This is a genomic window from Roseiarcus sp. (assembly GCF_049514155.1).
Taxonomy (GTDB): domain Bacteria; phylum Pseudomonadota; class Alphaproteobacteria; order Rhizobiales; family Beijerinckiaceae; genus Roseiarcus.
In genome coordinates this window covers 1-6,617 of the sequence record NZ_JBEKVH010000187.1, presented here as the reverse complement: position 1 = coordinate 6,617, position 6,617 = coordinate 1, and the positions used below count along the sequence as shown (strand labels likewise).

Annotated in this window: 8 protein-coding genes and 1 pseudogene; 3 read left to right on the top strand and 6 right to left on the bottom strand. The window is 70.2% G+C overall.

Going from position 1 to position 6,617, the window contains the following annotated elements:
* Positions 1–559 precede the first annotated feature (559 nt).
* Complete coding sequence (locus tag ABSF49_RS19130; protein WP_424114234.1) at positions 560–1,045, bottom strand: peroxiredoxin; 486 nt, start codon at positions 1,043–1,045, stop codon at positions 560–562.
* A 56-nt stretch (positions 1,046–1,101) separates the two neighbouring features.
* Positions 1,102–1,905: a protein-disulfide reductase DsbD domain-containing protein gene (locus ABSF49_RS19125; RefSeq protein ID WP_424114233.1), complete on the bottom strand. Its 804-nt coding sequence runs from the start codon at positions 1,903–1,905 to the stop codon at positions 1,102–1,104.
* Between the two features lie 119 nt (positions 1,906–2,024).
* Here ABSF49_RS19125 and ABSF49_RS19120 point away from each other — a divergent pair, with 119 nt between their 5' ends.
* On the top strand, positions 2,025–2,630 hold the full coding sequence (locus ABSF49_RS19120) for a YqgE/AlgH family protein (RefSeq protein WP_424114232.1): 606 nt from the start codon (positions 2,025–2,027) through the stop codon (positions 2,628–2,630).
* Positions 2,631–2,639: 9 nt separating this feature from the next.
* On the opposite strand, the gene recF is transcribed toward ABSF49_RS19120, so the two are convergent.
* Entirely contained in the window at positions 2,640–3,773 is a 1,134-nt protein-coding gene (gene recF, locus ABSF49_RS19115) for a DNA replication/repair protein RecF (protein ID WP_424114231.1), read from the bottom strand.
* Positions 3,774–3,928: 155 nt separating this feature from the next.
* On the opposite strand from recF, the gene ABSF49_RS19110 reads away from it, so the two are divergent.
* The gene (locus ABSF49_RS19110; protein WP_424114230.1) at positions 3,929–4,891 is read left to right on the top strand and encodes a 2-hydroxyacid dehydrogenase; all 963 of its coding nucleotides are present in this window, start codon (positions 3,929–3,931) and stop codon (positions 4,889–4,891) included.
* A 7-nt stretch (positions 4,892–4,898) separates the two neighbouring features.
* On the opposite strand, the gene ABSF49_RS19105 is transcribed toward ABSF49_RS19110, so the two are convergent.
* Entirely contained in the window at positions 4,899–5,438 is a 540-nt protein-coding gene (locus ABSF49_RS19105; protein WP_424114229.1) for a hypothetical protein, read from the bottom strand.
* A 195-nt stretch (positions 5,439–5,633) separates the two neighbouring features.
* On the opposite strand from ABSF49_RS19105, the gene ABSF49_RS19100 reads away from it, so the two are divergent.
* Complete coding sequence (locus ABSF49_RS19100) at positions 5,634–5,786, top strand: hypothetical protein (protein WP_424114228.1); 153 nt, start codon at positions 5,634–5,636, stop codon at positions 5,784–5,786.
* 48 nt (positions 5,787–5,834) lie between these two features.
* Here the strand turns inward: ABSF49_RS19100 and ABSF49_RS19095 are convergent, their stop codons facing one another.
* Positions 5,835–6,302 (bottom strand): chemotaxis protein CheW, encoded by a 468-nt coding sequence (locus tag ABSF49_RS19095; RefSeq protein ID WP_424114227.1) that lies wholly within the window; start codon positions 6,300–6,302, stop codon positions 5,835–5,837.
* 61 nt (positions 6,303–6,363) lie between these two features.
* Positions 6,364–6,617: pseudogene (locus ABSF49_RS19090) on the bottom strand (hypothetical protein); the annotation flags it as partial.

Sequence of the window (6,617 nt, the reverse complement as noted above, 5' to 3'; positions counted from 1 at the left end):
GTTCTGGAAACTATAGTGACACACGAGCAAGTCCCTGTTTCCGGTGAAGGACGATACCCTCCAAGAGAATTGAGACCGCAGTCGGATTATAGTGTTCAGACAGCTTCTTGTGATGCAATAACAGAATTACTCAAGGTGCTTTCTTTAGTCGGAAGCAGCGCAATTCTCACGTTTCCAGCAGGCGAGGCGTCGAATGGGTTAAGCGGGCGCATAGTCAAAGACATTGCGGGGCAATTCTTCCGAATAAAGTCAACAAAAATTACGAGCCGTTTCTCGACACTAGGGGGCAATCTCAGAAATCGCGATGCGCGCCAATCGTCAGACGAATTAATATTGACATTGACCCCGCGGGGTTGAGCGCTCGGGCAATTCCCCCTTTGGCGCCGCCGACCGAAAGTCGCGCGCGAAATGGCGCCTAGCGCTTTGAAAAGACGCGATCGCTGAACAGACTTGTCGCCCCGAACTTCCAACGCGCTCGCCGAGCGCATCCGACCTTGTAGACGCGGTCGTCGACCGCGTCTGGGCGCGGCCGACGGCCGCGCCTACAAGGTCGGCGTCTTCAAATCTGCGCCAGGATATGCGCCGCCCCCGACAACTCGGCGTTGCCGGGCGCTTCCTCGATGTTGAGCTGCTTCACCACGCCGTCCTCGACCAGCGCCGAATAGCGGCGCGAGCGTATGCCCATGCCGCTTGGCTCCGCGTCGTAGCTGAGGCCCGCCGCCTTGGCGAAATTGGCGGCGCCGTCGGCGAGGAAGTCGATGTGGCCTTCGGCGCCGGTCGCCTTGGCCCAGGCGGCGAGCACGTGATGGTCGTTGACCGAGGTCATCGCGATCGCGTCGACCCCCTTGGCCTTGATCGCCGCCTCTTCGGCGAGGAAGCCGGGCAGGTGGTTCTTGTGGCAGGTCGGCGTGAAGGCGCCGGGCAGGCCGAACAGCACAATTCTGCGGCCGGCGAAGTAGTCCTGCGTCGTCACCGGCTTGGGGCCGTCGGCGGTCAGCAGGCGGAAAGTGGCGTTGGGCAGTTTGTCGCCGATCTTGATCGTCATCGTCCGTCTCCAGGGCAAAGGGGGCCAGTCTAACCGCGCGCGGCGTCGCGCCAAGCTCACGGTTGGGCGGCGAGCGCGAGCGGGAGTTCGCGTGCGCCTAAGCCGCCGGTCAGCGTCGCGCGGACATCGACCGGCAGCGCCGCGCCGTCGGGCTTCTGCTGCAATTCGAGCGCGAAGCACGCGCGCCCGTCGGCGCCGGCGGCGGGCTTGGTCGCAAACCACCAACCCTCGGGCGCCTCGATGAAGAGATCGCGCGGCGGGCCGGGCTCGGCCTTGGCGCATAGACGCCACGCGTCGGCGCCGGTCGCCTCCAGCGCGCCGCCGAGCGTGGAAAGATCGCTCGCGCGCGGAACCGCGGCGGCGGCCGCCGCGATCGTCGCGGCGTAGGGGCTCGCGCCGCTCTGCGGCAGCCTCAGCGTGAGGTCGGCCTTGGCGGGCAGGCACAGCTTCTCGCACACCGCATAGTCGAACTTCAGCTTGAGCTCGACCGGCTGGCTGGCGTCGCGCGCGGCGACGGCTATGGGGAAGACGACGGCGTCGTCATAGCCGAACGCGTCCGAGCCGTCGGGCTCGACGATGCGCTTGGGCGCGGGAAAACTCGGCTCGGCGCGGGCGAGGTTGCGCGAGCCGGCGAAGTCGAAACGCGGCGGCGCGCCGGAATCGCCGGGGTTGCGCCAATAGGTGATCGCGCCCGGGGCGAGGCGGACCTCGACCGCCGCCTGGCCCGCCGCGCCGGCGATGAGCCGCGCCTCGGCTTTCGACGCGCGCGCCCAGTCGCTGGCGTAATCGTCGGCGGCGGCCGGCGCGACCGAGGCGAGCGCGGCGGCGAGTGCGTAAGCAAGCGGCGTCATTCCCGCCATTTAGCCACGCCGCGCGCCGTGGGCCAGCAAAATCACCGTGATGGCCTGCCCGCCGCGCGCCCAGGCTTCGTATTTTTTTCGCCCTTTCGCGGCGCCGCGGCGACGGCTAGCATGAGCGCATGCGCCTCACCCCGGAATCAGCGCCCTGGCAAAGCTACGAGGGGCAATTCCTCATCGCCATGCCCAGCCTGCGCGACGGCCCGTTCGCGCGCTCGGTCGTCTACATGTGCGCCCACCGCGAGGACGGCGCGATGGGCATCGTCATCAATCAGCGCGCCGAGGAGATCGAGTTCCCGCGGTTGCTGGTGCAGCTCGACGTCGTCGGCGAAGCCGAAGCGATCCGGCTGCCGGCGAGCGCCGAGCGGATGCGGGTGCTGCGTGGCGGGCCGGTCGACACCGGTCGCGGTTTCGTCCTCCACTCGGGCGACTACCGCGCCGCCGAATCGACGGTGCCGATCGGCGGCGGCGTCTGCCTCACCGCGACGCTCGACATCCTCAAGGCGATCGCGCGCGGCGCCGGGCCGAGCCAGGCGGTGCTGGCGCTCGGCTACGCCGGCTGGGCCTCCGGCCAGCTCGAAAGCGAGATCCTCGCCAACGGCTGGCTGGTCTCGCCCGCCGATTCGCGGCTGATCTTCGACGCCGATTTCGACGCCATCTACGATCGCGCGCTGGCGCTGATCGGCGTCAACGCCGCGTGGCTGTCGTCCGACGCGGGCCACGCCTGAGACGCTGCGCTAAGGATCGGCCCACGGCCGCGCGCGGCCGGGCGTCACTTCGTAGAGCCGCGCGCGATTCCCCAGCTCGACGAATGTGGCCGGGTCGGCGCCGGTGACGAATATCTGCGAGCCGACGCGCTCCAGCGCCGCGAACAGAGCGGCGCGGCGGCGCGGATCGAAATGCGCCGTCGCTTCGTCGAGCAAGGCGATCGGCGCGACGCCCGACATGTCGGCGACCAGCCGCGCGTGGGCGAGCACCAGTCCGACCAGCAGCGCCTTCTGCTCGCCGGTCGAGGAGAGCGCCGCCGGCGCGCCCTTGGGCCCATGGAAGATGACGAGGTCGCTGACGTGCGGGCCGACCAGCGTGCGCCCCGCCGCCGCGTCGCGGCCGCGGCCGTCGCCGAGCAGCGCGCGGTAGCGAGCCACGGCGATCAGCGCCGGGCCCACGGCCGCGCCCGTCTCGACTACGCCTTCCAGCGACAGCGCCGCCCAGGGAAAAGGCGAATCCTCATCGCGGTCGCGCGCGATCGACGCGGCGAGCCGGTCGACGCATTCGCGCCGCGCCGCGGCGACGGCGACGCCGAGTTCCGCCGCCTCGCGCTCCAGCGCGTCGAGCCAATGGCTGTTGCGCGCGCCTTCTTCGAGCAGGCGGTTGCGGCCGCGCAAGGCGCGCTCGAAGGCGGAGACGCGCGCGCCGTGGCTGGGGTCGATGGCCAGCACCAGCCGGTCGAGAAACCGGCGCCGCTCGCTCGCCGGACCGACGAACAGCCCGTCCATGGTCGGCGTCAGCCAGACGAGGCGGAGGTGATCGGCGAAGGCGCGCGCCGAGCCGACCGGCGCGCGGTCGATGCGGTTGAGCCGCTCGCCCGGCTTGTCGCCGTCGCCCGGCTCGAAGCCGACGCCGAGCTGATGGACCGCGCCTTCGTCCTCGACCTCGATCGAGATCGCGAAGCCGCCGGCGCCGCCGATCCGCGCGCAGGCGGCGAACTCGGCGCGGCGCAGGCCGCGGCCGGGGGCGAACAACGACAGGGCTTCGAGCAGATTGGTCTTGCCGGCGCCGTTCTCGCCGCAGAAGACGACGAGCGCGCCCTCCAGCGAGAGGTCGAGGCGCACATAGGAGCGGAAATCGCCGAGCATCAGCCGGCGCGCCATGGGGCGCCGGCGCGCCAGGGGCGTTTCGGACGGACTCGACATGCGCGCCGATGTGCCACGTCCGCGGCGGGCGCGAAAGGGGCGGCGCGGCTTGTCGCCCGGCGCCGGCTGTCGTAAGTGCCGCCGCGACTGATGTTCTAAGAGGATGGCGATCCATGGCGTCGTTCGAAGCCCTGATGCTGCTTCCGGGCATGGCGGAAATCGCCGAGCGGCTGGAGCGGCGCGTGACGCTGCACAAGCTGTGGCAGGCGGCCGATCGCGAAGCGACGCTCGCCGCGGTCGCGCCCAACGTGCGCGCGGTCGTCTCCACCTGGGCGACGGCGCGCGTCGACGCCGACCTGATGCGCCGCCTGCCCAAGCTCGAAATCGTCGTCGGCTTCGGCGTCGGCTACGACCACATCGACGCCGCCTGGGCCGGCCAGCACGGCGTCGTCGTCACCCATACGCCGGGCGTGCTCGACGACGACGTCGCCGACATCGCCATCGCCCTGACGCTCGCCGCGACGCGCCGCCTGCCGCAGGCCGAGCGCCATCTGCGCGAAGGCCGCTGGCCGAGCGGGGCGTTCCCGCTCACCGCCTCGCTGCATGGGCGCGTCATGGGCATTGTCGGCCTCGGCCGCATCGGCAAGGCGATCGCCCGCCGCGCCGAGGCGTTCGGCCTGCGCATCGCCTATCACGGCCGCCACAAGCAGGACGGCGTCGCCTATCCCTATTACCCGACCGCGCTCGCGCTCGCCGAGGCGTGCGATATCCTGATGGTCGCCGCGCCGGGCGGGCCTCAGACGCGCCATCTCGTCGACGCGCGCGTGCTCGCCGCGCTCGGCCGCGACGGCGTGCTGGTCAATATCGCGCGCGGCTCGCTGGTCGACGAGGCGGCGCTGATCGCGGCGCTCAGCGACGGCGTGATCCTTGCCGCCGGGCTCGACGTCTACGAGCGCGAGCCGAGCGTGCCAGCCGAGCTGATTGCGCTCGACAACGCCGTCCTGCTGCCCCATGTCGGCTCAGCGACCGGCCATTCGCGCACGGCGATGGCCAATCTGGTGGTCGACAATCTGCTCTCCTGGGTCGACGGCAAGGGGCCGCTGACGCCGACGCCGGAGACTCCGTGGCGGCGCTGACGGGCGACTAGTTCGCCAGCTCGATCAGCCGGCGCGCGCGCAGGTCGACGCGCGGCGCGGGGAACATGACAATTTCGCCCTCGCCGTCGGCGGCGAAAGCGAGCGCGACCTCGCGCTTGGCGGCATGAAGCGCGAAGACTCGCGGATCGGCGGCCTCGGCGCCGCGCCGCCCGGTCGCCTGACGGCGCGCGCGCTCGAGCGACAAGGTGAAGGCGGCGCCGGCCGCGAGTTCGACGCCGTTCTGGCCGCGATAGGCGGCGAAGGTCTCGGGCAGCGAATCGTAGACGGCGCGGTCCTCGGGGCCGAACGCGTCGCGCGTCCAGTCGGGACGGAAGCGGGCAAACATGCGCACGCAGCGCGCGCGCTCAACCAGGTTGAACGCCGTCCAATTCTCCGCCAGGAAGCGCCAGAATCGCCGTCCGACCGCCGGCGAGCGGCGCCGATTGGCAAAATTGTCGAGCGTCGCGCCGGGTCGCGGCGGCGCTTCTTCGATCGGCGGCTGCAGAAACGCGTCAAACGGGTCGCGGTTGGGGAATACGAACGACATCGGGTCTCGCGCTGATCGGGGCGCGGCGAAATTCGTCGTCGAACATTGTCCGAAACTGAACCGGCGATCTCGGGCTTGCGCGAAGCTGGTGCGGAATTCATCCGTGCCGGCAATTGTGATCTCGGCGCCGCTTTTCATTCCGCCGGCGGCCCGCTAACCTCGCCAGCGCTGGATGGCCCAGACGGAGGCTTCACCATGCGAACGACGCTTCTCGCGTTTCTCTTCGCCGCGCTCACTGCGGCTTCGGCGTCAGCGTGCTCCTACCACTTGACGATGGCCCAGGGCGGCCAAGCCCAACCGGCCCAAACGGCGCAGACTCAACAGGCGCCGGCGCAGCAATACGAGTGACCCGACCGCGTCGCGGTCCCGTCGCTGTGGTGGCGGGGCCGCGCCGTTTCAGGCAGCGGCGAGTTCGGTCGCCGGCAGCAGGTTGGCGATGTCGATGACGCCGATCAGGCGGCCGTCCATGGCGATGACGCCGCGCAAGTAGAGCTTGGCCGTCTCGGCGGCGATTTCCGGCGTCGGCTGGATCTGCGCCTCCTCAGCGGTAAAGATGTCCGAGACGCCATCGACCAGCAGGCCCGCCACCTGGGCGCCGACCTCGACGACGATGATCGCATGGCGCGCCGTCGGTTGGGTCGGCGGAAAGCCGAGGCGGACGGCGAGATCGACGATCGGCAGCACCACCCCGCGTAGATTGACGACCCCGAGCACGAACTCGGGCGCATGCGGCAGCGGGGTCGCCGGCGTCCAGCCGCGGATTTCGCGCACCGAGGTGGTGCACAGGCAGAATTGCTGCTCGCCGATGTTGAAGGCGATGAGCTCGCTCACCTTGGCGGAGCGATTGCTGGTCGAGTCTTTCATACGCGCACCTCTTGCGGCTTACACGCTGTCGTCGCGCATCCGGCGCGACCCGTCCGCTTGTTCAAAATTCCTGCCAGTCGTTTTCGCCGCTTTTGCCCGTCGCCGCCGGGAGCGGCGCGTTGACGGCCGCCTTCATCGCTGGCGCGCGGGTCGCGGCGGCCCTGGCGCGCGCCAGGGCGGTCTGCGCCGGCTGGCGGAAGGCGTGCGGCGCCGCCTTCTTCAGTTCCGCGCGCAGCGGGTCGTCCTTGGTCTGGCGGATCTGGTAACGCGCCACCAGTTTCCCGAGTTCTTCGCTTTCGCCGGCCAGCCCATGGG

Excerpts from the sequence above, each read along its gene's own strand:
- ABSF49_RS19125 (WP_424114233.1), bottom strand. The coding sequence starts at position 1,905 with ATGGCGGGAATGACGCCGCTTGCTTACGCACTCGCCGCCGCGCTCGCC.
- ABSF49_RS19120 (WP_424114232.1), top strand. The coding sequence starts at position 2,025 with ATGCGCCTCACCCCGGAATCAGCGCCCTGGCAAAGCTACGAGGGGCAA.
- ABSF49_RS19095 (WP_424114227.1), bottom strand. The coding sequence starts at position 6,302 with ATGAAAGACTCGACCAGCAATCGCTCCGCCAAGGTGAGCGAGCTCATC.
- ABSF49_RS19130 (WP_424114234.1), bottom strand. The coding sequence starts at position 1,045 with ATGACGATCAAGATCGGCGACAAACTGCCCAACGCCACTTTCCGCCTG.
- recF (WP_424114231.1), bottom strand. The coding sequence starts at position 3,773 with ATGGCGCGCCGGCTGATGCTCGGCGATTTCCGCTCCTATGTGCGCCTC.
- ABSF49_RS19100 (WP_424114228.1), top strand. The coding sequence starts at position 5,634 with ATGCGAACGACGCTTCTCGCGTTTCTCTTCGCCGCGCTCACTGCGGCT.
- ABSF49_RS19110 (WP_424114230.1), top strand. The coding sequence starts at position 3,929 with ATGGCGTCGTTCGAAGCCCTGATGCTGCTTCCGGGCATGGCGGAAATC.
- ABSF49_RS19105 (WP_424114229.1), bottom strand. The coding sequence starts at position 5,438 with ATGTCGTTCGTATTCCCCAACCGCGACCCGTTTGACGCGTTTCTGCAG.